22 protein-coding genes are annotated in these 23,372 nt (G+C 72.1%); 6 read left to right on the top strand and 16 right to left on the bottom strand.

Translation table 11 applies throughout. The annotated features are described in order from the left end of the window. Positions 1–111: 111 nt before the first annotated feature. The 3 genes from KY5_RS18235 to KY5_RS18225 all read right to left on the bottom strand — a co-directional run bounded on the left by KY5_RS18235 (position 112) and on the right by KY5_RS18225 (position 2,382). A complete protein-coding gene (locus KY5_RS18235; protein WP_098243261.1) occupies positions 112–1,104 on the bottom strand; it encodes an aldo/keto reductase in 993 nt (330 codons plus the stop codon). 70 nt (positions 1,105–1,174) lie between these two features. Then, entirely contained in the window at positions 1,175–1,765 is a 591-nt protein-coding gene (locus tag KY5_RS18230) for a Uma2 family endonuclease (RefSeq protein ID WP_098243260.1), read from the bottom strand. Between the two features lie 80 nt (positions 1,766–1,845). Continuing rightward, positions 1,846–2,382: a MarR family winged helix-turn-helix transcriptional regulator gene (locus KY5_RS18225; RefSeq protein WP_098243259.1), complete on the bottom strand. Its 537-nt coding sequence runs from the start codon at positions 2,380–2,382 to the stop codon at positions 1,846–1,848. A 34-nt stretch (positions 2,383–2,416) separates the two neighbouring features. Between KY5_RS18225 and KY5_RS18220 the strand changes: the two genes are divergently transcribed. Continuing rightward, the gene (locus KY5_RS18220; protein ID WP_098243258.1) at positions 2,417–2,923 is read left to right on the top strand and encodes a carboxymuconolactone decarboxylase family protein; all 507 of its coding nucleotides are present in this window, start codon (positions 2,417–2,419) and stop codon (positions 2,921–2,923) included. 26 nt (positions 2,924–2,949) lie between these two features. On the opposite strand, the gene KY5_RS18215 is transcribed toward KY5_RS18220, so the two are convergent. From KY5_RS18215 to KY5_RS18195, 4 genes are all read right to left on the bottom strand, one after another. Continuing rightward, entirely contained in the window at positions 2,950–4,218 is a 1,269-nt protein-coding gene (locus tag KY5_RS18215; RefSeq protein ID WP_098243257.1) for a DUF418 domain-containing protein, read from the bottom strand. Positions 4,219–4,670: 452 nt separating this feature from the next. Further along, positions 4,671–5,156, bottom strand: coding sequence for a hypothetical protein (locus KY5_RS18205; RefSeq protein WP_098243255.1), 486 nt, complete (start codon positions 5,154–5,156; stop codon positions 4,671–4,673). A gap of 5 nt (positions 5,157–5,161) precedes the next feature. Beyond that, positions 5,162–6,874, bottom strand: a complete 1,713-nt coding sequence (locus KY5_RS18200; protein WP_098243254.1) for a carboxylesterase/lipase family protein — start codon at positions 6,872–6,874, stop codon at positions 5,162–5,164. 84 nt (positions 6,875–6,958) lie between these two features. Continuing rightward, positions 6,959–7,987 (bottom strand): AraC family transcriptional regulator, encoded by a 1,029-nt coding sequence (locus KY5_RS18195; RefSeq protein ID WP_098243253.1) that lies wholly within the window; start codon positions 7,985–7,987, stop codon positions 6,959–6,961. A 102-nt stretch (positions 7,988–8,089) separates the two neighbouring features. Here KY5_RS18195 and KY5_RS18190 point away from each other — a divergent pair, with 102 nt between their 5' ends. Next, on the top strand, positions 8,090–8,986 hold the full coding sequence (locus KY5_RS18190; RefSeq protein ID WP_098243252.1) for an MBL fold metallo-hydrolase: 897 nt from the start codon (positions 8,090–8,092) through the stop codon (positions 8,984–8,986). Here KY5_RS18190 and KY5_RS18185 read toward each other — a convergent pair. Beyond that, positions 8,967–9,701, bottom strand: a complete 735-nt coding sequence (locus KY5_RS18185) for a GDSL-type esterase/lipase family protein (protein WP_098243251.1) — start codon at positions 9,699–9,701, stop codon at positions 8,967–8,969. The genes KY5_RS18190 and KY5_RS18185 overlap by 20 nt on opposite strands. An 86-nt stretch (positions 9,702–9,787) precedes the next feature. Between KY5_RS18185 and KY5_RS18180 the strand changes: the two genes are divergently transcribed. Next, positions 9,788–10,786: a hypothetical protein gene (locus tag KY5_RS18180; protein WP_098243250.1), complete on the top strand. Its 999-nt coding sequence runs from the start codon at positions 9,788–9,790 to the stop codon at positions 10,784–10,786. A 23-nt stretch (positions 10,787–10,809) separates the two neighbouring features. Here KY5_RS18180 and KY5_RS18175 read toward each other — a convergent pair whose 3' ends face one another. Continuing rightward, positions 10,810–11,586, bottom strand: coding sequence for a TetR/AcrR family transcriptional regulator (locus KY5_RS18175; protein ID WP_098243249.1), 777 nt, complete (start codon positions 11,584–11,586; stop codon positions 10,810–10,812). Between the two features lie 141 nt (positions 11,587–11,727). Between KY5_RS18175 and KY5_RS18170 the strand changes: the two genes are divergently transcribed. Together KY5_RS18170 and KY5_RS18165 are read left to right on the top strand one after the other, a co-directional pair. Next, positions 11,728–12,702, top strand: a complete 975-nt coding sequence (locus KY5_RS18170; protein ID WP_098243248.1) for an ATP-binding cassette domain-containing protein — start codon at positions 11,728–11,730, stop codon at positions 12,700–12,702. Next, positions 12,699–13,559: an ABC transporter permease gene (locus KY5_RS18165; RefSeq protein WP_098243247.1), complete on the top strand. Its 861-nt coding sequence runs from the start codon at positions 12,699–12,701 to the stop codon at positions 13,557–13,559. Before KY5_RS18170 ends, KY5_RS18165 begins: the two co-directional genes overlap by 4 nt. Positions 13,560–13,640: 81 nt before the next feature. Here KY5_RS18165 and serC read toward each other — a convergent pair whose 3' ends face one another. The 7 genes from serC to KY5_RS18130 form a co-directional block, all read right to left on the bottom strand. Continuing rightward, complete coding sequence (gene serC, locus KY5_RS18160) at positions 13,641–14,759, bottom strand: phosphoserine transaminase (protein WP_098243246.1); 1,119 nt, start codon at positions 14,757–14,759, stop codon at positions 13,641–13,643. A gap of 108 nt (positions 14,760–14,867) precedes the next feature. Next, the gene (locus tag KY5_RS18155) at positions 14,868–16,085 is read right to left on the bottom strand and encodes a cytochrome P450 family protein (RefSeq protein WP_098243245.1); all 1,218 of its coding nucleotides are present in this window, start codon (positions 16,083–16,085) and stop codon (positions 14,868–14,870) included. After that, on the bottom strand, positions 16,082–17,347 hold the full coding sequence (locus tag KY5_RS18150; protein ID WP_098243244.1) for a cytochrome P450: 1,266 nt from the start codon (positions 17,345–17,347) through the stop codon (positions 16,082–16,084). Before KY5_RS18150 ends, KY5_RS18155 begins: the two co-directional genes overlap by 4 nt. Then, positions 17,344–17,991: a GTP-binding protein gene (locus tag KY5_RS18145; RefSeq protein WP_199843130.1), complete on the bottom strand. Its 648-nt coding sequence runs from the start codon at positions 17,989–17,991 to the stop codon at positions 17,344–17,346. Before KY5_RS18145 ends, KY5_RS18150 begins: the two co-directional genes overlap by 4 nt. Then, positions 17,972–18,328: a DUF742 domain-containing protein gene (locus tag KY5_RS18140; RefSeq protein ID WP_098243243.1), complete on the bottom strand. Its 357-nt coding sequence runs from the start codon at positions 18,326–18,328 to the stop codon at positions 17,972–17,974. Before KY5_RS18140 ends, KY5_RS18145 begins: the two co-directional genes overlap by 20 nt. Next, positions 18,325–18,762 carry a roadblock/LC7 domain-containing protein gene (locus KY5_RS18135; RefSeq protein WP_098243242.1) on the bottom strand — a complete coding sequence of 146 codons (438 nt, stop codon included), beginning with the start codon at positions 18,760–18,762 and terminating at the stop codon, positions 18,325–18,327. Before KY5_RS18135 ends, KY5_RS18140 begins: the two co-directional genes overlap by 4 nt. Beyond that, on the bottom strand, positions 18,759–20,294 hold the full coding sequence (locus KY5_RS18130; RefSeq protein WP_098243241.1) for an ATP-binding protein: 1,536 nt from the start codon (positions 20,292–20,294) through the stop codon (positions 18,759–18,761). Before KY5_RS18130 ends, KY5_RS18135 begins: the two co-directional genes overlap by 4 nt. A gap of 188 nt (positions 20,295–20,482) precedes the next feature. On the opposite strand from KY5_RS18130, the gene KY5_RS18125 reads away from it, so the two are divergent. Next, a complete protein-coding gene (locus KY5_RS18125; RefSeq protein WP_098243240.1) occupies positions 20,483–23,326 on the top strand; it encodes an FAD-binding and (Fe-S)-binding domain-containing protein in 2,844 nt (947 codons plus the stop codon). Positions 23,327–23,372: the final 46 nt, after the last annotated feature.

Raw genomic sequence — 23,372 nt, 5'->3', positions numbered from 1 at the left:
CCGGTGTGCTCGTGCTGATGTTCGTCGTGGTGGCGGTGGCGGCCGCGTTCGGCGGTTAGCCGACGCGGGCCGCCACCGTGCGCCCCTTGCCCGCCCTGCCGGGCGGTGGGGCTACCAGGCGAAGGACTCCGGCGAGGGGCCGGGCCCCGGGAAGATCTCGTCCAGCGAGTCGAGCAGCTCGGCGGAGAGCTCCAGATCGACGGCGCGCAGCGCGGAGGCCAGCTGGTCCGCGGTGCGGGGGCCGACGATCGGCGCGGTGACGCCGGGCCGCGTGAGCAGCCAGGCGAGCGCGACCTCGCCGGGCTCGAGACCGTGCTCGTCGAGCAGCTTCTCGTACGCCGTGATCTGCGCGTGGACCTCCGGCTTGGCGAGCTCGGCCGCGGCGCGGCCACCGGTGCGGCGGGCGCCCTCGCCCCGCTTCTTGAGCACGCCCCCGAGCAGCCCGCCGTGCAGCGGCGACCAGGGGATGACGCCGAGGCCGTACTCCTCTGCGGCCGGGATGACCTCCATCTCGGCGTCGCGCGCGGCGAGGTTGTACAGGCACTGCTCGCTGACCAGGCCGTAGCTGCCGCGCTGCCGTGCCTTCTCGTTGGCCTGCGCGATCTTGTAGCCGGGGAAGTTGGACGACCCCGCGTAAAGGATCTTCCCCTGCTGCACGAGGACGTCGACGGCCTGCCAGATCTCGTCGAACGGGGTGTTCCGGTCGATGTGGTGGAACTGGTAGATGTCGATGTAGTCGGTCTGCAGCCGCTTGAGCGATGCCTCCACGGCCCGGCGGATGCTCACCGCGGAGAGCCGGTCGTGGTTGGGCCAGACCGTCTCCCCTTCGGCGGCCATGTTCCCGTACACCTTGGTGGCGAGCACGACCTTGTCGCGCCGCTCGCCGCCCTGCGCGAACCAGGTGCCGATGATCTGCTCGGTGCGGCCCTTGCCCGCGCTCTGTCCATAGACGTTGGCGGTGTCGAAGTAGTTGACGCCCGCGTCGAGCGCGGAGTCCATGAGCGTGTGGCTCTCGGGTTCGTCGGTGAGCGGCCCGAAGTTCATGGTGCCGAGCGTGAGTCGGCTGACCTTGAGCCCTGTGCGTCCCAGCTGCGTGTACTTCATGGGGATCAAGACAAGGGGGTGGAGTGGGCTCTAGGCAAGGGAGTTGAGGTGACCGTTGGGTCGGCCCGGGTCAGTCGCGGGGGAATTCGTCGGTCTTGAGGGTGAGGCCGACGGTGGTGTGGGTGAGGTCCACCGTGTCGCCGAAGACGAACTTCCGGTCGGTGTCGTACTCGCCGTCCTTGGGGTCGGTGTAGAGGAGGCACCGGCCTTGGTACGGGTCGACGATGAGGTAGACGGGAACTCTGGCTTCGGCATACGCGGTCTTCTTCGGGCCGTAGTCGTTCATCCCCGTGCTCTTGGAGATCACTTCAGCCACGAACTGGACGTCCGGGTACTGCCACTGGCCCTTCTCGTTCTTGGTGGCGTCTTCGGTCAGGAGCGTCACGTCGGTGGCGAAGCCGTTGAGGTACCCCGGGTAGTCGATGCGGACGTCGGACTTCAGGCGCTTGCGCGGATACTTGGTGCGCAACTGCTCGATGATGTCCAGGGTGATTTCCCAGTGGGTGTCCCGCTGCGGCGACATGAAGATGTGCCCCCCGACGATCTCGGTCTTGATTCCCTCGGGGTTGGGCATCCTCTCAAGCCACTCGAACATGCTGTCCAAGGTGCGCTTGTCGCTGATCTCGGCCATCTCGATCCTGTCGGTCTCTACGACGGTCATCGTGGCGCTCCTCCCCGGCCGCCCTCGGTCGAGCACGGCCGCGCAGTGCAACGATACGCACGGAGCCGAGGTCACGTCCCTCACGAGCCGCTCATCCACCCCGCCGCGTCGAGCCGGAACGCCTCCGTCGGCACGACGGCGCGCAGGTCGGATTCCAGGGACCGGAGGCGGCGGGCGCCCAGGGAAGCCGCCCACTCCGCCCGCAGCTCATCGAAGATCACCGCCGACCTGCGCAGCGCGTCGAAGCCGTGCGGGGTGAGGCGGACGAGTTTGCGGCGGGCGTCGTCCGGGTCCTCGGTGCGGGCCGCGTAGCCGAGGGCGATGAGCCGGTCGACGGTCTTGCCCGCGGCCTGCTTGGAGACGCCGAGGCGGCGGCCGATCTCGCTGGCGGTGGCGCCGTGGACGCCGATGGCCTGCATGGCGAAGCCGTGGGCGGGGCAGGCGTCGGGGTGGCCCTGGCGGGCGAGTTCGGCGTGCAGGCGGTCGATGAGGGTGCGGAAGCCCGCGAAGAGGAGCAGGGGCAGCTCGTATCCCTTCCCTTCGGTCCCTTCGGGGTCGTGCCCCTTGCCGTCTTCGACAACCTGGTTTACCTTTTTATCGTCAACCATGTTGTCCATTCTAGAGGGCGTCAAGTCATCAAGGGGTACGCGAATGTTTGCCGAGCACACACTGGACTCCGCGCCGCCCGCCTCGCGCCAGGCCATGGAGCGCACCGCCGCCGCTTTCGGCAAGGTGCCGGACGCCGTGGCGCGGCTCGCCGAGTCGCCCGAACTCCTCAACGGATTCCTGGAGTTGAGCGCGTCCTTCGAACGCACGACGCTTGATCCCGTCGCCCGCGAGGTCGTCATCATGACGGTCGCCGTCCGCAACGACTGCCACATCTGCGTGGCCATGCACACGGGCAAGCTGCGCAAGCTGGGCGCGGGGGCCGAACTCGTCGAGGCGCTACGGGAGCAGCGCCCTCTCGACGACGAACTCCTCGAAGGCATACGTCAGTTCACGCTCACCGTCCTCGCGACCGCGGGCGGCGTCGGCGACGACGACCTGAAGGCGTTCCTCGCGCACGGCTACACCGAGCGCAACGCCCTCGAAGTCGTCCTCGGCATCGGCACCTACACGATGTCGACACTGGCGAACCGGCTGACGCGGGCGGCGTGAGACGGGCTCACGAGTAGCCGGGCGGATCACCCCCGGTACATCAGGCGCCGCAGCACCGTCTCCACAGGCCCCCGCCGCCCCGCCCGCTCCATCGCGTACGCCCCCGCCACCGTCACCAGCCACACCCCGACCGCGACGAGCGCCATCGTCGCGCTGGTCAGGTGCGCGCCGAGGCCGAGGCCCCAGGCGGCGAGGAGCGGGGCGAAGAGGAGGGAGTGCGTGAGGTAGCAGGACAGGGAGCGCTTGCCGACGGCGGAGAGCGCGGTGACGGCCCGCGCTCCCCGGCGGTTCCGTCCCCGCGTCCACCAGTGCGTGAACAGCGCGATCGCGGCGACGTAGCCGAGCCCGGCCGCGTTCCCCGTGATGTCGCGCAGCAGCCCCAGGGCGCCCGCCTCGCTCTGCGCGTCGTCCGGCACGTCGAGTACGCCGACGTGTGCGAGCGCCGCGGGCAGTGCGCCGAGCCAGCCGATCGCGATGCCGATGACGGCGGTGCGGCGCAGGAGGGGCAGGTGGCGCCCCGGCTCCTCCAGGATCCGGCGGCGCGCGGCCCAGAACCCGAGCAGGAAGACGGTGAAACCGCCGCCGACGAGGGAGAGCGGCGCGGCGACGAAGGTGACGAAGAGGCCGCTTTCCAGACGGGTGCCCGCCGCGCCGAGCCAGCTCGGGTCGTCCGCCCCGTAGGCGTCCGCGCCGGGCTCGGCCCCGGCGTCGCCGAGGGTCCCCAACTCGCCGTTCAGCAGGGCGGATACGACGGGTTCGAGGGCCCCGAACAGCAGTAGCGCGGCGCCGATCCCTATCCACCACTTCAGCGCGCGATCGCTGCGGCGCAGGAAGAGCCAGCCGAGGGCGAGGCTCAGCAGCCCGTAGTAGCCGACGATGTCGCCCGCCATGAGCAGGGTGGCGTGCGCGAGCCCGATGACGATCAGGCAGAGGCTCCGCCGCCGGAGGATGGCGACCGCGCCGCGCTCGGAGGTGCCCTTCGCGGTCTGCCGCAGGAAGAGCTGCGTCATTCCGTACCCGAAGAGGAACGCGAAGAGGGGGTACACCCGCATGTCGAGCGTGGTGATCATCGTGAACTGAACGGCGTGATCGACCCACCCGCCGTCCACGGGCTGCCACCCGGACGGCCCGTGCTCCGCCTTCCAGAGGTGGAAGCCGGTGTTGGACAGCACGATGAGCAGGAGCATCAGCCCTCGGGCGAGGTCGGGGGCCAGGGCCCGCTCCGTCGCGGCGACGCCCGCGGGGTGGGGGTCGTGCGGTGCCGGGGGCGCTGTTTTCGTGGTGTCGACCGTCATGCCTGGACGGTAGGGAGACGGGTGGCGGGCGGGCGTCCGCCTTCCGGCTAGGGGCAGGTGACCAAAGTGTGCTTGCTGCGGAGACGGCCCGGCCGGGGTCGGCGGCGTCTGATCCGGTGGAGGGCGAGGAGACTCGGTTCTCCCCCATGTCGCTTCACGGTGACCCGTTCACCGATCCGTGGCTCGGGGGTGTGCCGTGCCCGCGTACGTGATCCAGCACGTGTCGCGCGCGGTGTCGACGAGGTACCAGAGGTGTCCGCCGCCCGTCACTTCGATCTGCCACTGTTCGCAGGTCTGCTGCCGGTAAGTCCCGTGTGCCAGCGTGCCCTTGAGGCGATGGTGACGTGGTGATTCGGTGGCTGGTCTGGGATCCGTGCGCATCGTGACCCAGGCGCGGCAGGTGTTCTCGCGGGCCTGTTGGCACAGGCTTTCCCGGTCGCCGCGGCGCGGTGTCACTCCGCTTCCCGGGGGTCCGGTGTCAGGCCGTAGTCCGCGTCGTGGTCGCGGGTCAGCGCGGCCAGCAGGTCCGGGTCGGAGTGGATCTCCGCCGTGTGCTGCCAGGCGGTGAGGAGCTGGGCCACGGCCGCGCTGTTGGTGATCGAGTCGGCGGCGCGCATCGTGTCGACCAGCTCGACGGCGAAGGCGTGGATGTCCGCCTCCGGCAGGAAACGGACCCAGGGAAACGCGTCCGGCAGTATGTCGAGGAGCAGTTCCATGCTGCCGGGTTCGCGGCGGGCCATCGCGGCGAGCATGCGTGTCGCCGCCGAGACCACTGTCTGGTCCTGTTCGGCCCGTGCGGCCGTGGTGAGGACCAGGTCCTCACCGTCCCTTCGGTGAAGGACGAGCCGAGGGGAGTCCTTCAGCCGGGCGAGCGTCTGCTTGTTCTTGTTCACCAGCTCGGAGAAGTTCACGGCAGCTGTGCCGCTCTGGGAGCTCATGACTTTCAAAGTACTTCGAAAGTCGTGGGTGCGCTATTGCCCGCAAGGGTGGCAGGCGGCAGGAGTTGACCGGTCGGCCCGCCGCGTACTGGACCGGCGTGGCGCCAGAAGTCGCAGTGGTGCTCCGTCGCGGCGTCGGTCGGGTGGATGCCGCCCGGGCCGGGGGCCAGGGACAGGGAGGTGCCCGTGCCGTTCCTGTGCCACGGGCGCCAGGCGGGCGCGTCGGGGCCGTTCGGGTCGCCGGTGCGGGCGAAGCGGGTCCAGTAGCCGATCATCGACTTCTTCAACTCCCGCTGCTTCGCGGTCAGTCGCGCGGGCTGACCGCCCGCGTGGTCGAAGAGGTAGTTGAGGTCGGACGCGTGGGAGGCGCCCGGCGGCACCGCGGGGGAGGGCGGCTCGTACGACGGTGCCTCGGGGTCGGCGAACTCGAAGGCATAGACGGGGGAGTGGGCCGCCAGCGCGGCGGTGGTCGCCAGCTGCGGGCAGATGAACACGCGGTCCGAGTCCATCGCGGACCAGGCGAGGGCAGGCGGTACGGACTTGCTCGCGGGATAGGTGGCGAGGACTTTGTCGGCGCCGTCGCCGAACGCGTCGCGCGCGAGTTCCTCGTAGCGCGGGCCCGTGATCGGGTCGCCGAGCAGATCGGCCACGCCCGCGATCGCCCTGGCCTCGTCGCGGGTGTGCCCCGACAGCGTCGGCACCCGCAGGTACCGGCCCGCGCGCAGGGCGTCGGCGGGGTTCTCCGGCAGCGCGGGAGTGCCGGTGGCGGCCGTGCTGAACCCCGCCCCCGAGCCGAACACCTTCTTGGCCGGGAGGGCGCGCAGACAGCGGGTGAGACGCTCCGGGCTTCCCTCGCAGCCCAGTCGGGCAGCCGCCTTCGTGCTGTCCTTCGTGACCCGGTCGAGCGGCCGCCAGAACGATCCGGCCGGGATCCCGAAGCCGAAGCCACCGTCGGGCCAGTCGAGCATGCACGAACCGCTCTGCATGATCGCCTTGTCGAAGAGACCCTCGGACGCCGGTGAGGTCAGCAGCCCGCACGTCCCCACGCCGCCCCCGGACTCACCGAACACCGTGACGTTGCGTGGGTCGCCACCGAAGGCGGCGGCGTTCGCCCGCACCCAGCGCAGCGCCGCCTGCTCGTCGAGGACGCCGAAGGTGCCCGCGCCCTTCATGCCGCGCACGCCGAAGTTGCCGAAGACGCCGATCCGGAAGTCGACGCTGACCACGACCACGTCCCGGTCGCGCACCATGCCGGTGGGGTCGTAGTCGTTGCCGGTACCCGAGTTGAAGCCGCCGCCGTGCAGCCACACCATGACCGGCTTGACGGGCCCCGGCCTGGCGGGAGCGGTGATGTTGAGGTGCAGGCAGTCCTCCGAGGTGCCGGGCGCGGGCTTGCCGTCCCCGCCGAGCTGCGGGCACGGCGGAGCGTGCCGGGTGGCGTCGCGGGCGCCGGTCCAGCGCGCCGCGGGGGCGGGCGGTGCCCAGCGCCGCTGTCCGGTCGGCGGCGCGGCGTAGGGGACGCCGCGGAAGACGGCCGTGCCGTCGTGGACGGTGCCGCGCAACTCTCCCTGCGCGACGGTGGCTCTGCCGTCCGCGACCGGGCCCCGGCCCTCGCCGGCGGGCCACGGGGGGCCGCCGGAACAGGAGAGGGTCAGGCCCGCGGCGAGGGCGAGGGACAGCAGTGCGGACAGGCGGCGGGATGCGCTGCGGAGGTCCATCCCCCCATGTTCGGCGGCGGGCACCGACGGGTGCTACGGCCGATCGGATGCATGCCCTCGCCGTTGGTCTACCGAACCGTTGGTCTACCGAGCCGTTGGACCGACGGGCAGGTGCGTCCCGGCGCTCGCGGGCTCGGCCCGGTAGCGCCCCGGCGTCGTACCGAACGCCCGATTGAAGGCGTGCGAGAGCGCGAAGGGCGTGCTGTAGCCGACCTTGCGGGCGATCGTGTCGAGGGGGTCGGTGGAGTCGCGCAGGAGTGCGGCCGCGCGGGACATGCGCCACCAGGTGAGGTACGCCATGGGGGCGCGGCCCACCAGGGACGTGAAGCGGCGGGCGAGGGTGGCGCGGGAGACGCCCGCGCGGGCGGCCAACTCCGCGTTGGACCAAGGGGCTTCGGGGGATTCGTGCAGGAGGCGCAGGGCCTTGGCGACCACCGGGTCGTTGAGCGCCACGGGCCAGCGGGCCGTGCCGTGGGAGTCGGCGGCGGTCTGCGTCAGCCAGGCGCGCACCATGTAGACCAGGAGCAGGTCGAGGAGGCTGGGCACGGCCACGTCCGCGCCGCACCGGGAGGCGCCCGCCTCCCTGCCGAGCAGGTCGATCGCGGCGGCGAGCTCCGGGTGGCCGCCCGCGCGGCGGGGCAGGTGGACGATGTCGGGGATCTCGGCGAGCAGCGGATGCGCGCGGCCGCGGTCGAGTTGGTACTTGCCGCAGAGCATCTCCACGGCGGGGCCCGTGCCGCTCGCGGGGCCCGCGGCTCCGGGGGACTGAAGGCGGACGGGGCCGGACTGCGCCGCGTCGCGCGTCATCGGCAGGCCGTTCGTCTCCAGCCACTGCTCGAAGGGGGTCGCGCGCTCGACGGTGGGGCCGTCCGCGGGGGAGTCCGCGAGGATGTGGCCCGTGCCGCGCGGCAGCAGCACCACGTCGCCCGCCGCGAGCGTGAACGGGGCGCCGCCGTCGTCGGGCAGGACCCAGCAACTCCCCTCCAGGACCACGCGGAAGCCCATCCCGTCGTACGAGGGGATCCTGCTGCACCAGGACCCCGACACCCTGACGCGGTGGGAGACCGGTTGCCCGACGCGTACCGCCGAGATCACATCGCTGACGAGGTCCATGGAGTGACTCTAGTGCCTGGCGTCCGGGGTGTGAGACGTATGCGTATCCGGTTGAGGCGAGCAGGCATTGAGGAGCTCATCGACGCTTCCTACGGTGGACCCATGAGCGAAGTTGCAGAAGGACAGATGGTGTTGGGCGACATCGAGGTCCGTCGCGTCGTCGAAGTGGACAGGTTCCCCCTCCCGGCCGCGACGATCACGCCCGACGTGCCCGATGAGGTGTGGCGTGACAACGAGGACTGGCTCGCGCCCGACCACTGGGACCCGGCGGGCGGCGACGCCTTCGCGGCCATCCAGACCTGGGTGCTCAGGAGCGAGGGGAAGACCGTCCTCGTCGACACGGGCATAGGGAACGGCAGGGTGCGGCCCGGCGTGCCCGCCTTCGAGCACCTCGACACCGACTACCTCGACCGGCTCGCCGCGGCGGGGGTGCGCCCCGAGGACGTCGACGTCGTCATCAACACCCATCTGCACGGAGACCACATCGGCTGGAACACCCGTGACGAGGGCGGGAGTTGGGTGCCCACCTTCCCCAACGCCAGCTACCTCATCCCGGCCGCCGACCACGCCTACTTCGGCCCCGAGCGCGGCGACGCCGTCCGCGTGGACAACAGGTACGGCTTCGCGGACAGCATCGCGCCCGTCGTGCGGGCGGGGCAGGCCGTGCTGTGGGAGGGCACGCACCGCGTCGACTCGCACCTGAGCCTGGAGGCCGCGCCCGGCCACACCCCCGGCTCCGCCGTGCTGCGGCTGGCGTCGGGCAGCGATCGCGCCGTCTTCACCGGCGACCTGTTCCACGTCCCCGTACAGATCCTCGAACCGTGCTGCGGCAGCGCCTTCTGCGAGGACCCGAAGGAGGCGGCCAGGTCCCGGGTCCGGGTGCTCGGGCGGGCCGCGGACGAGGCGGAGCTGGTGTTCCCCGCCCACTTCGGCGGGTCGGGCGCGGTCGAAGTGCGGCGTGCGGGAGGGAAGTTCGGGATCAGCCGCTGGGCGTCATGACCGCTTCTGGCGCGACCGGCCCGGGCGCGACCACCCCGGCGTAGGGCCCGCCGATCCCCCACGCCTGCGCAAGCGCGTCCGCGAAGGCACCGGCCAGCTTGTGTTCGCCGCTCGCGTTGGGGTGCGTGCCGTCGTAGGTGTCGAGATGGATGTCGTACGACGGCGGGCGCGAGGCGAGGAGCAGCGGCGAGGTCCCGGTGTCCAGGTTCGCCACCGCCTTGGCCAGGAGCTCGTTGAAGCGGGCGACCTCGGCGGCGAAGGGCGCGTCCGACTCGGCGCGGATGTTGGGGATCACGGGGAGCAGGACCATCCGGATCCGCGGGTTCGCCGCGCGGGCCCGCTCGACGAAGGCGCGGACGTGGTGCGCGGTCTGCTCCGCGTTCGTGTAGAAGCCGAGGTCGATCAGGCCCAGCGAGACGAGGAGCACGTCGGCGGGGTCGCGGGTCAGCGCCTCCGCGATCCGCGGGGCCAGGTGCTGCCAGCCCTCGCCCCAGCCCGCGAGGTGGTGGCGGGGGAAGTCGGCGGCGGGGTCCGCGTAGGCGTGGGAGAGGGGCTCGCCCGTCGCCTTGTCGTGGAGGGCGGTGCGCGGGCCCACCACGGCGAAACCCTCGTCGCCGAGGGTGGCCCTGAGGTGGTGCCACATCCGGTATCGCCAGGTGTGTTCCCCGGCGCTTCCGATCGTCATCGAGTCGCCGACGAACATGAACCTGAGCATCCGCTCATCATGGCGGATCAGGCACGTCACCTGCGATGTGAGGCTGAGCACGCTCCCCGGTCGCGGGGGATGGCAACCTTGGGCGCATGCGTTCGCTTCGGGCTGTCCCGTCCCTCCTCGCCGGTGCCGTGCTCCTGTTCGCCGTGGCGGCGCCCGCCGTCGCCGACGACCACGACGGCTTCACGATCAAGGACCCGCGGATCGTCGAGTCCAGCGGCCTGGCCGCGTCCCGCGCCCACCCCGGCGTCTACTGGACCCACAACGACCAGGACAAGGGCGCCTTCCTGTACGCGGTCGACAGCCGCACCGGCAAGACCGTCGCGACCATCACCATGACCGGCGTCGGCGCCCCGCGCGACGTCGAGGCCATCTCGGTCGGCAGCGACGGGAACATCTACGTCGGCGACATCGGCGACAACCTCAACGGCACGTGGAAGAACGTCTGGGTCTACAAGCTGCCCGAGCCGAAGAAGCTGACCGACCAGAGCGTGCGCGCCACGCAGTACGTCGTGAAGTACGAGGACGGCCCCCGGGACGCCGAGGCGCTGATGGTGCACCCGAAGACGGGCCGCGTCTACATCGTGAGCAAGAACGAGGACGGCGGCGGTCTCTACGAGAGCCCCGAGCACATGACGGCGTCGGGCACCAACGTCTTCAAGCGCGTCAGCGACATCGACCTCTGGGTGACCGACGGCGCCTTCTCGCCCGACGGCAAGCAGCTCGCGCTGCGCGGCTACTTCGGGGGCGTCTGGTACGCGTGGCAGGGCGACGGGAAGAAGCCGCGGCGCGAGGGCCGACTGAGCGTGCCGTTGCAGCGGCAGGGCGAGTCCGTCACGTACACCCTGGACGGCACGACGCTGATGTACGGCACCGAGGGCGAGCAGAGCGAGGTCAAGCCGGTGGAGGCGCCCGGCGGTGGCGGTGGGAACGGCAAGTCCCCCTCCGGTGACGGGAGTTCGGCCGACGGTGGGGGCGAGGGGCTCGACGGGGGCCTCAAGACGGGGGTGATCGCGGTCGGCGCGGTGCTGCTCGCGGTGTTCGGCCTCAAGCGCCTGTCGCGGCGCGGCGGCGGCAAGCAGCGGTAGGCGCGGCGGCAAGCAGCCGCCCGCTAGCCGTCGTTCCCGCCCTGCTCGCGCCGGGCGATCAGTACGTCGAGGCCGTCCAGGAGGCGTTGCAGGCCGAACTCGAAGTGGTCGAAGTCGTTCCCGAAGGCGTCGTCGGAGAGGCCCGCGAGTGAGGGGTAGCGGCCGCTGCGCATGATCCGGCCGAGGGCCGGGGCCTGCGCCTCCCAGAACGCCGTGTCGGAGAGGCCGGTCTTCCGCGCCGCCTCGGCCTCGTGCACCTGGGTGCGGGCGACTCCGGTGACGTACCCCTCGACCATGACGATCACGCTGATCAGCTCGGGGTCGCTCAGGCCCATCGGCCTGATCCGCGTCAGCGTGCGTTCGAGGCTGCCGACCGCGCCGGGGCCGAGCACCGGGCGGGCCTGGTTGGCGTGGAGCAGCCAGGGGTGGCGGTGGTGGCGGGCGAGGGTCTCGCGGGCGTACGCCTCCACGGCCTCGCGCCAGCCGCCGCTCCACGGCTCCGTCTCGTCGGGGACCGTGTTGACGCGGTCCAGCATCAGGTCGACCAGGTCGCTCTTGCCGGGGACGTAGCGGTACAGCGACATCGTGCCGGTGCCGAGCTCGGTGGACAGGCGGCGCATGGAGAGGGCGGCGAGCCCTTCGGCGTCCGCGAGGCGCACGGCCTCGGTGACGATCCGGTCGAGCGTGAGCCCCGGCTTCGGGCCCCGCGTCGGGCGCTCGCCCTCGCCCCAGAGCAGCTCAAGGCTGCGAGTGATGTCGCTGCCGGTGCGCTGGTCCTCGCCGGTGTGCGTGCTCGTCATGACCCTCAGCCTAGTCGCAGGCCCCGAAATTGAGTACGGCGTACCCATGAAACTGGGTACGGTGTACTCTCCACTGGGTACGGCGTACCCAGAGGGCGCGAGAGTGCGGAAGAAGCGGAAAAGGCCGAAGAAGGGGCAGTGATGAACGGGAACGGCTTCGCGGTACGGGCCGAAGGGCTCCAGAAGCGCTACGGGGAGAAGGCCGCGCTCGACGGCTTCGACCTGCGGGTCGAACAGGGCACGGTGCACGGACTGCTCGGCCCCAACGGCGCGGGCAAGACCACCGCCGTACGGATCCTCTCCACCCTCGTCAGGCTCGACGGCGGCCGCGCCGAGGTGGCCGGCGCCGACGTGGTGCGCGAGCCCGGACTCGTACGCGGCCGCATCGGGCTCGCCGGGCAGTACGCGGCGGTCGACGAGATCCTCACCGGGCGGCAGAACCTGGAGATGTTCGGGCGCCTCTTCCACCTCGGCGCCGGGCGCGCGGCCCGGCGTGCGCGGGAACTCCTCGAACAGTTCCACCTGGAGGACGCGGCGGAGAAGGGCGCGGGCCAGTACAGCGGCGGCATGCGGCGCAGGCTCGACCTCGCCGCCTCGATGGTCCTCGCCCCCGCCGTGCTCTTCCTCGACGAGCCGACCACCGGCCTCGACCCGCGCGGCCGCCTCGAAGTCTGGGACGCCGTACGGGACTTGGTGGCGCGCGGTACGACCGTGCTGCTCACGACGCAGTACCTGGAGGAGGCCGACCGGCTCGCCTCCCGCATCACCGTCATCGACCGGGGCAGGGCCATCGCCGACGACACCCCCGACGGCCTGAAGAGCACGGTGGGCGGCAGCCACCTCGACGTCGTGGTGCGCGAGAGCGCCGATCTGCCCGCCGCGGTCAAGGCCGTCGCCCGGGTCTGCGACGGCGAACCGCTGGCCGTCGACGTGGAGCGCCGCGTGCAGGGCGCGGTCACCGACCGGGTCGGCGCCCTGACCGAGGTGGCGCGGACCCTGCGGGACGAGGGCGTCGCGGTCGAGGACATCGGCCTGCGCAGGCCGAGCCTGGACGACGTGTTCCTGCGCCTCACCGGTCAGACGGCCGACGACGAGAAGACGGAGGTGGCGGCATGAGCGCCGCGAGCACCGCGAACGTGCCCCTGACCGCCGACGCCTCGCGCGGACGGCTCTTCTGGGCCCTCGCCGACGGCTGGAACGTCACCCGCCGCTATCTGACCCACTTCCGCCGCCAGCCGATCACCATCGCCTGGCAACTGGGCTTCCCCCTCATCAGCGTGCTGCTCTACGGCTTCGTCTTCGGCGAGGCGATGAAGGTGCCAGGGGGTGGCGACGACGGCGAAGGCGGCGGCGACTACAAGCAGTTTCTGATGCCCGGCATGTTCGTGATGACCATGGCCTTCGGGTTCATGAACACCGCGATGGGCGTGGTCACCGACGCGTCCAAGGGCGTCATCGACCGCTTCCGCTCGATGCCGATGGCGCCCTCGGCGGTCGCGTCGGGGCGCGGACTCGCCGATCTCATCGTGGCCTGCGCGGAGCTGACCATCCTCGCGCTGACCGCCCTGGCCATCGGCTGGCGCTCCAGCGCGGGGCTCGGCGACACCCTGCTGGCCTTCGGGCTTCTGCTGCTCCTGCGCTTCAGCCTGATCTGGGTGGGCGTCTTCCTCGGCCTGGTCGTACCGACCCCGGAGGCGGCGGGCGGCCTCTACGCGGTGGCCTTCCCGCTCACGATGATCTCCAGCGTCTTCGTGGCCCCGTCCCTGATGCCGGACTGGCTGGCCCCCGTCGCCGCGTGGAACCCCGTCTCCTCGACGGGTACGGCCACCCGCGAACTCTTCGGCAACCCCGGCGCGGGCGGCGCGAGTTGGGTCGAACAGCACGCGGTGCTGATGGCGGTGGTGTGGCCGCTGGTGATCTCGCTGCTGTTCTTGCCTTTGGCGGTAAGGAAGTTCAAGCAGCTGAGCCGGTAGGGCTTCGGGGCGCCCCGTAAGGGGCGCGGGGAACTGCGCGACCAGCCACAACAAGCCCGCGGCTGGTCGCGCAGCGAAGCGTTAAAGCTTCTCGATGACGTAGTCGATGCACTTGGTCAGCGCCTCGACATCCGCAGGATCGATCGCCGGGAACATCGCCACCCGCAGCTGGTTGCGCCCGAGCTTGCGGTACGGCTCGGTGTCAACGACCCCGTTGGCCCGCAACGTCTTCGCGACAGCGCTCGCGTCGATCTCGTCCGAGAAGTCGATCGTGCCGATGACCTGCGACCGCTTGGCCGCGTCCGTGACGAACGGCGTCGCGTACTTGGACTCGTCCGCCCACCCGTACAGCGCCTGCGAGGACGCGGCCGTGCGGCCGGTCGTGAACTCGAGGCCACCCTGGGAGTTCATCCAGTCCAGCTGCTCGGCGAGCAGGAAGAGCGTGGCGAGCGAGGGGGTGTTGTACGTCTGGTTCTTGCGGGAGTTGTCGATCGCCGTGGGCAGGCTGAAGAACTCCGGGACGTGGCGGCCCGACGCGTGGATCCGCTCGGCGCGCTCGATCGCGGCCGGGGAGAACGCGGCGATCCACAGCCCGCCGTCCGAGGCGAAGGACTTCTGCGGGGCGAAGTAGTAGACGTCCGTCTCGGCGATGTCGACCGGCAGGCCGCCCGCGCCGGACGTGGCGTCCACCAGGACGAGGGAGCCCTCGTCGGCGCCCGCGACGCGCTTGACGGGGGCCGCGACGCCCGTCGAGGTCTCGTTGTGCGTGAAGGCGTAGACGTCGACGCCCGCCTCCGCCTTCGGGTCCGGGTGGGTGCCCGGGTCCGAGGAGATCACGGTGGGCTCGGCCAGCCACGGGGCGAGCTTGGCCGCCTTCGCGAACTTGGAGGAGAACTCGCCGAAGCTGAGGTGCTGCGACTTGTTCTCGATCAGTCCGTGCGTCGCGACGTCCCAGAACGCGGTGGAGCCACCGTTGCCCAGGATCACCTCGTAGCCCTCGGGGAGGGAGAAGAGGTTCCCCACGCCCTCACGCACCCGGCCGACCAGGTTCTTGACCGGGGCCTGGCGGTGGGAGGTGCCGAGCAGGGAGGTTCCGGTGGCGGCCAGGGCGTCCAGCGCCTCCGTACGCACCTTGGAGGGGCCCGCGCCGAAACGGCCGTCGGCGGGCTTGATGTCAGCGGGAATCTGGATCTCTGCCACGGGGTGAGCCTAGCGGCTCAGGGCATGCCGTCTTTGTGGTGTCCGTCGGCTGAGATGTTGCTGTCAGTCGGGGCTGGTGACTCGGGGCTCTGCCCCGGACCCCGCTCCTCAATCGCCGGAGGGGCTCAGAACTACTGGCAGCTCGTACAAGTCGTTCTGCGTCACCACCGGCTTGTTGCGGAGTTCGGACGGTGGGATCGCCAGGGTCAGCTCCGGGAAGCGGGCGTACAGCGCCGGAAGTGCCACCCCCGCCTCCAGGCGGGAGAGCGCCGCGCCGGGGCACACGTGCGGGCCGTGGCCGAACGAGATGTGGCGGTTCGGGGACGTGCGCGTGATGTCGAAGGAGTCCGCCGTGGGCCCGTGGGCCTGCTCGTCGCGGCCTATCGCGCCGTACGAGACGATCAGCGCGTCGCCCTTGGGGATCACCTTGTCGCCGACCGGGACGTCCTCCGCGGCGAAGCGGATCAGGACGTGCGAGGTGGGGGTCGCGTAGCGCAGGGTCTCCTCGATCACCGCGTCCCAGCCGACCTCGCCCGCGAGGACGCGCGCGAGCTGGTCGGGGTGGGTGGAGAGGTTGACGACCGCGTTGACGATGAGGGAGATCGTCGTCTCGTGGCCCGCGGCGACCATCAGCTGGAGCGTGGAGAGGATCTCCGCGTCGGTGAGGTGGTCGCCGTCCTCGGACGCCTGGATCAGCGCGCTGGTCAGGTCGTCGCCCGGCTCCGCGCGGCGGGCCGCGACGACCTTGCCCATCATGCCGGCGAGTTCGCCGAGCGTCGCGACGACCTCGTCGGGGGGCGTCTGGGTGGAGAAGAACTTGTCGAAGAGGACCTTCAGGCGCGGGTGGTCGGACTCGTCGATGCCCATCAGGTCGCTGATGACGTACATGGGCAGCGGGTAGGCGAACTCGGCCTTGAGATCGACCACTTCGTCGTGCGCGGGGAGCTTGTCCAGGAGTCCGGAGGTGAGTTCCGCGATCCGCTCGCGCATGCGCTCCACGCGGCGCGGCGTGAGTGCCTGCGCCACCAGCGTACGCATCCTGCGGTGTTCCTCGCCGTCGACCGTCAGCATGGAACGGCCGGGGTTGGCGAGGCCGATCAGCGGCCAGTCGGCGGGTATCTCGCCGCGCCGCCAGGCGCCCCAGACCTCGATGTCCTTCACCAGGCGCTTGTCGGTGAGGAGTTGGCGGGCCTCGGCGTGGTGCGTGACCGCCCACACCGGGACGCCGCCCGGCAGCTCGGCCTCGGCGAGCGGCCCCGCCGCGCGCAGGCGGGCGCTCTCGCCGTCCAGGTCGGTGACGAACGGGTCCAGGGCGATGCGCGTCATCTGGAGTCTCCAAACGCTGAGGTCGGGGTCGGGGTGAAGCGCACCGGAAGGTCGGTGAGGCCGCGCAGCCAGGGGGAGGGGCGGCGGGTGAGGTCCGTGGCGGGGACCGCGAGGTCGAGGTCGGGAAGGCGGTCGAGGAGCACCTCGATGCCGGTCCGCGCGATGACCTCGGCGACCTCCTGGGCCGGGAAGGGGCAGCGGTGCTCGCCGTGGCCGAAGGCGAAGTGGGCGCTGTTGCCGCCGGTCAGGGCGGAGCCGTCGGTGCGGACCTGCGGGTCGGCGTTGGCGGCGCCGAGGCCGAGCAGGAGCAGGTCGCCGGAGTTGATGCGGCGCCCGCCGAGCTGGGTGTCGCGCGAGGCCCAGCGGCCCGCGACGGTCTGGGTGGGGGTGTCCTCCCACAGGACCTCGTTCATGGCCTCGGCGACGCTGTGCCTACCGCCGAACAGGGAGGCGGCGAAGCGGTCGTCGGTGAGCATCAGGCGCAGCGAGTTGCCGATCCAGTCGGCGGTCGGCTGGTGGCCGGCGGCCATCATCACCATGAGGTCCTGGGCGATCTCCTCGTCGGTGAAGCCCGAGCCGTCCTCGGCGAGCTGGGTCTCCAGCATGTACGAGGCGACGTCCTGGCCGGGCCTCACGTGCTTGTCGGCGAGCAGCGCGAACATCGAGGAGGCGAGGTGCTGCTGTCCGGCGAGGGCCCGCTCGCGGCCGTCGATCATGTCGTTCATGGCGGTGACCAGGCCGGGGCCCTGCTCGTCGGCGAAGCCGTAGATGCGGGCGAGCACGCGGACGGGGAGCAGCATCGCGTAGTCGGCGATGATGTCGGTGACACCCTTGCCGCAGAAGGTGTCGATGAGTTCGTCGGCGAACTGCTCGGCGTACGCCTTGAGTTCGAAGGGGTCGACCGCTTCGAGGGCGTGTGCGATCATCGCGGCGCGCCGGGTGTGCCGTTCGCCGACGGTGTAGAGGATCGACGGCTGCTTGTGGCCGATCATCGGGAGCAGCGGCCAGTCGGCGGGGATGTTCGGCCACTGGTTCCACAGCTCGGAGTCGCGGCTGAAGAGCATCGGGTCGCCGGTGACCTGGTGCAGTTCGCGGTAGCCGAGCACGAGCCAGGCGGGCACGCCGCCGTCGAGCAGCACGGGGGCGACGGAGCCGTGGTCGCGGCGCATCTCCCGGTAGAGCTGGGCGGGTTCGGTGGCGAACCGGGGTCCGGAGAGCGGGACGGCCGCGCCGGTCGCGGCGCCGGTTACGGGGCAGGTCACGGGGTGGTCTCCTGGGGGGCGTACAGGGACTTGAGGTGCTGTACGAGGGTGATGAGGACGTCCTTGCCGGACTCGCGGGAGCGCGCGTCGCAGTCGATCAGCGGCACGCCGGGGTCGAGGTCGAGCGCCTCGCGCAGCTGCTCCGAGGTGTACTCGGGGCCGCCGAAGTCGTTGCGGGCCACGATGAACGGCGTGCCGTGGTGCTCCAGGCGGTCGATGGCGTACCAGGAGTCGGCGAGGCGCTGGGTGTCGACGAGGACGACCGCGCCGAGCGTGCCGGAGAAGAGGCGGTCCCACAGGAACCAGAAGCGTTCCTGGCCGGGGGCGCCGAAGAGGTAGAGGACGTTGCGCGCGTCGAGCGTGATGCGGCCGAAGTCGAAGGCGACGGTCGTGGACGACTTGGCGCGCAGCCCCTCGATGTCGCCGAGTTCGTCGATGCCCTGTCCGGCCTGCGTCATCGTCTCCTCGGTGTTGAGGGGACGTATCTCGCTGACGGAGCGGACGAGCGTCGTCTTGCCGACGCCGAAGCCGCCGACGACGACGATCTTCAGACCGTTGTCGGCGGTGGCGGTCAGCTCTCTTCGGGGCGCGCTGTGTTCGGAGGTTCCAGGGGTCCCGGGAATCTCAGAGATTGCGGAGTCCAACGAGCACCTGCTCCAGAAGGTCGGGGTCGGGAACGCTGTGGGCGGCGGCCGAGCGCGGATGGCGGGCGCTGATCCGGCCCGCGTCGAGCAGGTCGGAGAGCAGGATGCGGGTGATGCTCACCGGCAGGCCCAGCTCGGCGGCGATCTCGACCACGGCGGTGGGCAGCCCGCACATCCGCAGGATCGCGGCGTGCTCGGACTGCATGCCGGGCACCGGATCGCACTCGCTGACGACGAGGGTGACCAGGTCGAAGGGGGCGTCGGGCGCCGACCTGCTGCGTCCCCCGGTGAGGGTGTACAGCCGGTCGGGGGAGTCGTCCCGGCCGGGGCGGCTCATGAGGCGTGCGGCGCGCGGGGGCCGTCGGCCGCGCGCGGCTCGGCGCGCAGGTGCTCGCCGAGCTGCTCGACCAGTTCGCTCATGGTGTGCCCGACGAGCCCGGCGTCGGCGTCCTCGGCGGCGATCACCGCGAGGTGCGCGCCCTCGCCCGCCTCGACGATGAAGAGGATGCCGCCGTAGAACTCGGCCATCGCCGAGCGCACCCCGCCGCTGCCGTCACCGAACTCGGCGGAGGCGCCGTGCGAGAGGGACTGGATGCCCGCGGCGATCGCCGCGAGCTGGTCGGCCTGGTCGACGGAGAGCTCGGGGGTGCGGCACAGCTTCAGGCCGTCCCGGGAGAGCACGAGGGCGTGCCGGGCGCCGGGGGTGCGCTCCAGGAGACCTTCGAGCAGCCAGGTGAGCTTGGCGTCGGTCGTGGTGGTGCCGGTGGTCATCGGGGGGTGTCGCCTTCCGGGTGCGGGGGAGTTGCGGGGGCGTCCGGTTCGTCGGGGTCGGTGGCGCGGACGGCCTGGCGGAAGCTGCTGAAGCGGGCGGCGGTGGTGCTCGCGTCGGCGGCGGTACGGGTACGGGGCGTGGCCTCGGCGGCCCGCGCGCGGGCGTTCTCGGCGGCGGCGAGGGTGCGGCCGCGGGGCCGCTTGGGGAGCCCGCCGGGCGCGGGCGCGTCCGGCGCGGCCGGGGTCTCGCCGGTGCGTTCGGCGGCGGACTCGTGGGTGGGCACGGGTTCGCGGTCGATGGGGGTCTCGGCGGTGTCCCCGGCGTCGTACGGCTCGGGCGCCTTGGCCGCGGGAGCGGGAGCAGGGGCAGGAGCGGGCACCGTTACGGAGACCGTGGCGGAGGTCTCCGTGGAGGTGGCGACGGGCGCCGGGGCCGATGCGGACAGGACGGCCGGGGCCGAGGTGGCGTCCGAAGGGCGGGAGATGAGCTCCTGCGGGATGAGCAGGAGCACGCCCGTGCCGCCGCGCGCGGAGGGCCGGAAGGACACGGTCAGGCCGTGCTTGCGGGCCAGCCTGCCGACGACGGGCAGGCCGAGCCGGGTGCCGGAGAGGCGGCCGAGGCCCGCGCTGGTGCCCGACACGGCCCGTTCGGCGCGGCGCTGCTGCACCGGGCCCATGACCAGGCCGCTGTCCTCGACGGAGACGATGACGCCGGCCGCGACCTCTTCGATGTAGACGTGTACTTCGGAGGTGGGCGGCGAGAAGTTGGCGGCGTTGTCCAGGAGTTCGGCGAGGGCGTGCATGACGCCTTCGGCGGCGTGGCCCGCGACGGCGACCTCGCTGGCCGAGTGGACGCGCACGCGCTGGTAGCCGCCGATGCGGCCCATGGCGCCGCGCAGGATGGACTCCATGACGATGGGCCTGGCCCAGCGGCGTCCGGAGCGGGCGCCGGTGAGGACGGCGACGGAGTCGGCGATCCGGCCCGCCTGCGCGGTCCTGTGGTCGAGGTGGAGGAGGTCGGTGAGGACGTCCTCGTCGGCGTGCCTGGTCTCCATCTCGCGGAGGTCGGCGAGCATGCCGGTGGCGAGCGCCTGCATGCGGCCCGCCGCGTTGGCGCAGGCGGCGAGGGCGGCGGCGCGCTCGGACTCGGCGGTGCGGGCCCGCTGGGTGAGCACGCCCTTCTCCCGCTCGTGCTCGGCGGTGAGCCGCGCGTGCTCCTGGCCGAACTCGGCGGCCCGCCTGGACTGTTCCTGCTGGAGGCGGCCGGTGTCCTGGCGTGCGGTGTGCAGCTGGAGCCGCAGCAGCCCCGCGGTGCGCATCGCGTGGAAGGCGAAGGTCACGGCGGCGCTGAGCGCGACGGACGCGGCACCGGCGCCCCAGACCACGGCGGTGCGCGCGGAGTCGGGCGCGAGGGCGACGGACGCCCCGGTGAGCGCCGCGGTGACCAGGGCACAGGTCAGCAGGACGAGCGCGGACGGGCGCAGCTCAGGACGCTCCGTCCCGGGGCGCGCTATGGAGGTTGGCGCGGTCATCAATCGGGTTCCTCGATCGGAAGCGACACACTTTGCTCGAACGTGCTCGGTCATTTCTCAAGCTCTGCTCAAGTTGTTCTCACTATAGGAGAGTTGATGACCATGGTGGGAATGTTCCCTTCCGCATCGTGACATAACGGGTGGGGCGGGGTGTTCGGCGGGGGCCCCTGCGGAGGCATCCTGGGCGTATGAGCGATCTCGACGGACTCGGCAAGGCACTGCGCGAGGCCGTGCGCGGCGACGTGGATCTCTCCGTCACCGCACGGGCCCTGCACACCATGGACGCCTCCAACTACCGCCGCGTACCCACCGCGGTGCTCGCCCCGCGCGACGCCGACGACGTGGCGGCCGCGCTCGCCGTCTGCCGCGAGCGGTCCGTGCCGGTCGTGGCGCGCGGCGCGGGCACCTCGATCGCCGGACAGGCGACGGGCCTCGGCGTCGTCCTCGACTTCACCCGGCACATGAAGGGACTCCTCTCCCTCGACCCCGGGTCCCGTACGGCCGTCGTCCAGCCCGGCCTCGTCCTCGACGACCTGCGCGCCGCGGCCGCCCCGCACGGGCTTACCTTCGGTCCCGACCCCTCCACGCACAGCCGCTGCACCCTCGGCGGCATGATCGGCAACAACTCCTGCGGAGCGCACTCGGTGGCCTGGGGCACCACGGCCGACAACGTCCACCGTCTTTCCGTCATCGGCGGCAGCGGCGAGCGGCTCGACCTCGGCAAGGGCTGGGACGGCGCGCCCCAGGGACTGCGCCCGCTGGTCGACGGCGACTTGGCGCTCCTGCGCACCGGCTTCCCCGAGCTGCCGCGCCGCATCTCCGGATACGCCGTCGACGCCCTGCTCCCCGAGCACGGCGTCGACCACGCGCGCGCGTTCTGCGGCTCCGAGGGCACCCTCGGCGTCCTCACCGAAGCCGTCGTACGCCTCGTCGAGGCGCCCCGCGCGCGTGCCCTCGCCGTCCTCGGCTACACCGACGAGAGCGCGGCGGCGGAGGCCGCCGCAGGGCTCCTGCCGCACGGCCCGCTGACCGTCGAGGGCATGGCCGCCGACCTGGTGCGCGACACCGAGGGGCTGCCGAGGGGCGGCGCCTGGCTCTTCGTGGAGACCGGCGGCGGGAGCCGGGCCGAGGCACGCGCGCGTGCGGAGTCGATCGTGCGGGCGGCCGACGTGCTCGACGCCGTGGTCGTCGACGACCCGGCGGGGCAGCGGGCCCTGTGGCGCGTACGCGAGGACGCCAGCGGCACCGCGACCCGGATGCCGGATGGCAGCGAGGCGTGGCCGGGCTGGGAGGACTGTGCGGTGCCGCCCGCGCGACTCGGGGCGTATCTGCGGGACTTCAGGGCGCTGCTGACCGAGCACCACCTGCGCGGCACCCCGTACGGACACTTCGGGGACGGCTGCATCCACGTCCGCATCGACTTCGACCTGCTCGGCGAGGAGGGCGTCGCGCGCTTCCGCCGCTTCTCCGAAGAGCTCGCCGACGTCGTCGTCGCGCACGGCGGCTCGCTGTCGGGCGAACACGGCGACGGGCAGGCCCGCGCGGAACTCCTGCCGAAGATGTACGGCCCCGAACTCATCGCCCTCTTCGGCCGCGTGAAGGACGTCTGGGACCCGGCGGGCCTGCTCAACCCCGGCATGCTGGTGCGCCCCGACCCGCTCGACGCCAACCTGCGCTTCGCCCCGCTGCCGCGCGAGCCCGTCGACGTGGCCTTCGGCTATCCGCACGACGGCGGCGACTTCTCGGCGGCGGTCAGGCGGTGCGTGGGCGTCGCCAAGTGCCGTACGTCGACGGCGAATTCTCCGACCGACGTGATGTGTCCCTCCTTCCGTGCGACGGGCGAGGAGGAGCACTCCACGCGTGGGCGCGCCCGGCTGCTGCACGAGATGCTCGCGGGCGAGGTGGTGACCGAGGGGTGGCGCTCGACGGAGGTCAAGGACGCGCTCGACCTCTGTCTGTCCTGCAAGGGGTGCCGCTCGGACTGCCCGGTGGGCGTCGACATGGCCACGTACAAGGCGGAGTTCCTGCACCACCACTACGAGGGCAGGCGCAGGCCTGCCGCGCACTACTCGATGGGGTGGCTGCCGCGCTGGCTGCGCGCCGTCGCGCTGACGCGCACGGCCCCGCTCGTCAACGCGCTCGCCCGGATCGGCCCGTTGGCGGCGGTGGGCAAGCGGCTCGGCGGCATCGCCCCGCAGCGCGCGGTCCCCGAGGTGGCGCCGCGCACGTTCCGGCAGTGGTGGCGGCGGAAGGGCGAGCGGCCCTCGGGGGCACCGGACCTCGTGCTCTGGCCCGACACGTTCACCGACCACCTCTCGCCGTCGGTGGGGCGGGCCGCGGTGCGGGTCCTCGCGGACGCGGGCCTCACCGTCGCGCTGCCGCCGTCCGGCGTCTGCTGCGGCCTGACGTACGTCTCCACGGGCCAGCTGGACGGCGCCCGCGCGGTGCTGCGCCGCACCCTGGACCGCCTCGGCCCGGTCCTCGACGCGGGCACGCCGGTCCTCGTCCCGGAGCCGAGCTGCGCCGCCGCCCTCCGGACCGACCTGGTCGAACTCCTCGGCGACGACCCGCGCGCCCACCGCCTCGCCGCGGCCGTCCGCACCTTCGCCCAGGCACTGGAGGGGCTGGCCCCGCAGTGGCGGCCGCCGCGCGTCGACCGCCCCGCCGTCGGCCAGACCCACTGCCACCAGCACGCCGTCCTGGGCGACGCGGCCGAGCGGCGGCTGCGCGCGCAGGCGGGCCTGACGGGCGAGTTGAGCGGCGGCTGCTGCGGGCTCGCGGGGAACTTCGGCTTCGAGCGGGGGCATTACGACGTGTCGGTGGCCTGCGCGCAGGAACAGCTCCTGCCCGCCGTGCGCGACGCGGCCGCCGACGCGGTGGTGCTCGCCGACGGCTTCTCCTGCCGGACGCAGCTCGGACAGCTGGCGGGGGTGCGCGGCAGGCATCTGGCGGAGGTCCTCGCCGAGGGGCTCGCCGAGGGGCAGGCCGAGGCAGGGACCAAAGTCCCTGGTGGAAGGGACCTTTGCGGGTAGGGAGCGGTGTCCGGTTCAGGCAGGATCAGGATGGTTCATGATCATC

Source organism: Streptomyces formicae (assembly GCF_002556545.1).
Taxonomy (GTDB): Bacteria; Actinomycetota; Actinomycetes; order Streptomycetales; family Streptomycetaceae; genus Streptomyces; species Streptomyces formicae_A.
This window is presented reverse-complemented; position numbering and strand designations above follow the sequence as displayed.

Bases quoted from the DNA above. Each gene is read 5' to 3' on its own strand.
- KY5_RS18175 (WP_098243249.1), bottom strand. From the start codon at position 11,586: ATGACGAGCACGCACACCGGCGAGGACCAGCGCACCGGCAGCGACATC.
- KY5_RS18195 (WP_098243253.1), bottom strand. From the start codon at position 7,987: ATGGACCTCGTCAGCGATGTGATCTCGGCGGTACGCGTCGGGCAACCG.
- KY5_RS18135 (WP_098243242.1), bottom strand. From the start codon at position 18,762: ATGACCACCGGCACCACCACGACCGACGCCAAGCTCACCTGGCTGCTC.
- KY5_RS18140 (WP_098243243.1), bottom strand. From the start codon at position 18,328: ATGAGCCGCCCCGGCCGGGACGACTCCCCCGACCGGCTGTACACCCTC.
- KY5_RS18225 (WP_098243259.1), bottom strand. From the start codon at position 2,382: ATGGACAACATGGTTGACGATAAAAAGGTAAACCAGGTTGTCGAAGAC.
- KY5_RS18170 (WP_098243248.1), top strand. From the start codon at position 11,728: ATGAACGGGAACGGCTTCGCGGTACGGGCCGAAGGGCTCCAGAAGCGC.
- KY5_RS18205 (WP_098243255.1), bottom strand. From the start codon at position 5,156: ATGAGCTCCCAGAGCGGCACAGCTGCCGTGAACTTCTCCGAGCTGGTG.
- KY5_RS18180 (WP_098243250.1), top strand. From the start codon at position 9,788: ATGCGTTCGCTTCGGGCTGTCCCGTCCCTCCTCGCCGGTGCCGTGCTC.
- KY5_RS18130 (WP_098243241.1), bottom strand. From the start codon at position 20,294: ATGACCGCGCCAACCTCCATAGCGCGCCCCGGGACGGAGCGTCCTGAG.
- KY5_RS18125 (WP_098243240.1), top strand. From the start codon at position 20,483: ATGAGCGATCTCGACGGACTCGGCAAGGCACTGCGCGAGGCCGTGCGC.
- KY5_RS18165 (WP_098243247.1), top strand. From the start codon at position 12,699: ATGAGCGCCGCGAGCACCGCGAACGTGCCCCTGACCGCCGACGCCTCG.
- KY5_RS18220 (WP_098243258.1), top strand. From the start codon at position 2,417: ATGTTTGCCGAGCACACACTGGACTCCGCGCCGCCCGCCTCGCGCCAG.
- KY5_RS18155 (WP_098243245.1), bottom strand. From the start codon at position 16,085: ATGACGCGCATCGCCCTGGACCCGTTCGTCACCGACCTGGACGGCGAG.
- KY5_RS18185 (WP_098243251.1), bottom strand. From the start codon at position 9,701: ATGCTCAGGTTCATGTTCGTCGGCGACTCGATGACGATCGGAAGCGCC.
- KY5_RS18190 (WP_098243252.1), top strand. From the start codon at position 8,090: ATGAGCGAAGTTGCAGAAGGACAGATGGTGTTGGGCGACATCGAGGTC.
- KY5_RS18230 (WP_098243260.1), bottom strand. From the start codon at position 1,765: ATGACCGTCGTAGAGACCGACAGGATCGAGATGGCCGAGATCAGCGAC.
- KY5_RS18215 (WP_098243257.1), bottom strand. From the start codon at position 4,218: ATGACGGTCGACACCACGAAAACAGCGCCCCCGGCACCGCACGACCCC.
- KY5_RS18235 (WP_098243261.1), bottom strand. From the start codon at position 1,104: ATGAAGTACACGCAGCTGGGACGCACAGGGCTCAAGGTCAGCCGACTC.
- KY5_RS18200 (WP_098243254.1), bottom strand. From the start codon at position 6,874: ATGGACCTCCGCAGCGCATCCCGCCGCCTGTCCGCACTGCTGTCCCTC.